At 44.1% G+C, this 2,040-nt stretch carries 4 protein-coding genes; all 4 read left to right on the forward strand.

From position 1 onward, the window contains the following. Positions 1 to 149 precede the first annotated feature (149 nt). Positions 150 to 281, forward strand: a complete 132-nt coding sequence (locus SPADD19_RS11535) for a DUF4044 domain-containing protein (RefSeq protein ID WP_003011566.1) — start codon at positions 150 to 152, stop codon at positions 279 to 281. Positions 282 to 314: 33 nt separating this feature from the next. Further along, entirely contained in the window at positions 315 to 1,628 is a 1,314-nt protein-coding gene (obgE, locus tag SPADD19_RS05165; protein ID WP_128861578.1) for a GTPase ObgE, read from the forward strand. A 12-nt stretch (positions 1,629 to 1,640) separates the two neighbouring features. Next, positions 1,641 to 1,844 (forward strand): hypothetical protein, encoded by a 204-nt coding sequence (locus tag SPADD19_RS05170; protein WP_061455439.1) that lies wholly within the window; start codon positions 1,641 to 1,643, stop codon positions 1,842 to 1,844. Positions 1,845 to 1,862: 18 nt separating this feature from the next. Further along, on the forward strand, positions 1,863 to 2,040 hold a 178-nt coding region (locus SPADD19_RS05175), incomplete at its 3' end, for a Rid family hydrolase (RefSeq protein WP_241496521.1).

Below are 2,040 nucleotides of genomic sequence, written 5' to 3' on the forward strand. Positions count from 1 at the left end.
CTCAACTGTGCGGAGGTGGGACGACGAAATCGAAATCTAACGAATGACCGATTTCTGTCCCACTCTCTTTTGTGTAGGCTCGATTTGAAAAATCCCCTATTTCGTGGTAAAATAGGGCTAATGAATTTATAGTAATCGAGGTATTAGAAGTGGCTTTTGGAGATAACGGAAAACGTAAAAAAACACCATTTGAAATGATCACGATGGTGGTCATTGTGATTATGTTGATTGTCACCGTTGGTGCAATCTTTGCAACCGCAATTGGTGCTCTTTCTTACTAAGACGCACACAGAAATAAAGGAAATCATCTATTTATGAGTATGTTTTTAGATACAGCCAAGATTAAGGTCAAGGCTGGAAATGGTGGCGATGGCATGGTGGCCTTTCGCCGCGAAAAATATGTCCCTAATGGCGGACCTTGGGGTGGTGATGGGGGTCGTGGTGGCAATGTCATCTTCGTAGTAGACGAAGGCTTGCGTACCTTGATGGACTTCCGTTATAACCGGCATTTCAAAGCCCAAAATGGGGAAAAAGGAATGACCAAAGGGATGCACGGACGGGGAGCAGAAGATCTCTATGTACGAGTCCCTCAAGGAACGACCGTCCGAGATGCAGAGACTGGTAAGGTCATTACAGACCTAGTTGAAAATGGACAAGAGTACATTGTCGCCCACGGTGGCCGTGGCGGACGTGGAAATATTCGTTTTGCTACTCCTAAAAATCCAGCTCCAGAGATTTCTGAGAACGGGGAACCTGGTCAGGAACGCGAACTCGAATTAGAGCTCAAGGTCTTGGCAGACGTTGGTTTGGTTGGCTTCCCATCAGTAGGGAAATCAACTCTTCTTAGTGTCATCACTTCAGCCAAACCAAAGATTGGAGCTTATCATTTCACAACCATCGTTCCAAACTTGGGCATGGTTCGGACGCCATCAGGTGAATCGTTTGCAGTCGCAGACCTTCCTGGATTGATTGAAGGAGCTAGCCAAGGAGTCGGACTAGGAACCCAGTTCCTTCGCCACATCGAGCGCACCCGTGTTATCTTGCATGTTATTGATATGTCAGCGAGTGAAGGACGCGACCCTTATGAAGACTATGTTCAAATTAATAAAGAGCTTGAAACCTACAATCTTCGTTTGCTGGAACGTCCTCAGATTATCGTGGCAAATAAGATGGATATGCCAGAGAGCCAAGAAAACTTGAAAGAATTCAAGAAGAAATTGGCAGCCAATTACGATGAGTTTGATGAATTGCCACAGATCTTCCCGATCTCTAGTTTGGCGCATCAAGGTTTGGACAACTTGTTAGAAGCAACGGCAGAATTGTTAGACAAAACGCCAGAATTCCTCTTGTATTCAGAAGACGAAATGGCCCAAGAAGAAGTCTACTATGGCTTTGATGAAGACCAGCCAGCCTTTGACATCAGTCGGGATGACGATGCTGCTTGGGTCTTGTCTGGTGAAAAACTTGAAAAACTCTTCAATATGACGAATTTCGATCGTGATGAAGCGGTCATGAAATTTGCTCGTCAATTGCGTGGCATGGGTGTTGATGAAGCCCTTCGTGCGCGTGGGGCAAAAGATGGCGATATCGTCCGGATCGGTAAATTTGAATTTGAGTTTGTGGATTAGGATAGATCCCGAGTGGATCAAGGATTCCAAATAAGAAGTGAGGCTTTTTCAGTGGGAGATAAACCAATATCTTTTCGAGATGAAAATGGAAATTTTGTTTCAGCAGCCGATGTTTGGAATGCTGAAAAACTAGAAGAACTCTTTAATACGCTAAATCCTAAGCGAAAATTGCGTTTACAAAGGGAAAAATTAGCAAAAGAAAACCAGCAGAAGTAAATAGACTTGGAGAATACTATGGCAAAAACAATTCATACAGATAAAGCACCCGCAGCAATTGGACCTTATGTTCAAGGGAAAATCGTAGGGAATCTTCTCTTTGCAAGTGGACAAGTTCCCTTGTCACCTGAAACAGGCGAAATCATTGGCGAAACCATCCAAGAACAAACAGAGCAAGTCTTAAAGAACATTGGGG

It is taken from the genome of Streptococcus parasanguinis, from assembly GCF_001578955.1.
GTDB lineage: Bacteria > Bacillota > Bacilli > Lactobacillales > Streptococcaceae > Streptococcus > Streptococcus parasanguinis_U.

Coding starts and splice junctions, on each gene's coding strand:
- obgE (WP_128861578.1), top strand. CDS start 315: ATGAGTATGTTTTTAGATACAGCCAAGATTAAGGTCAAGGCTGGAAAT.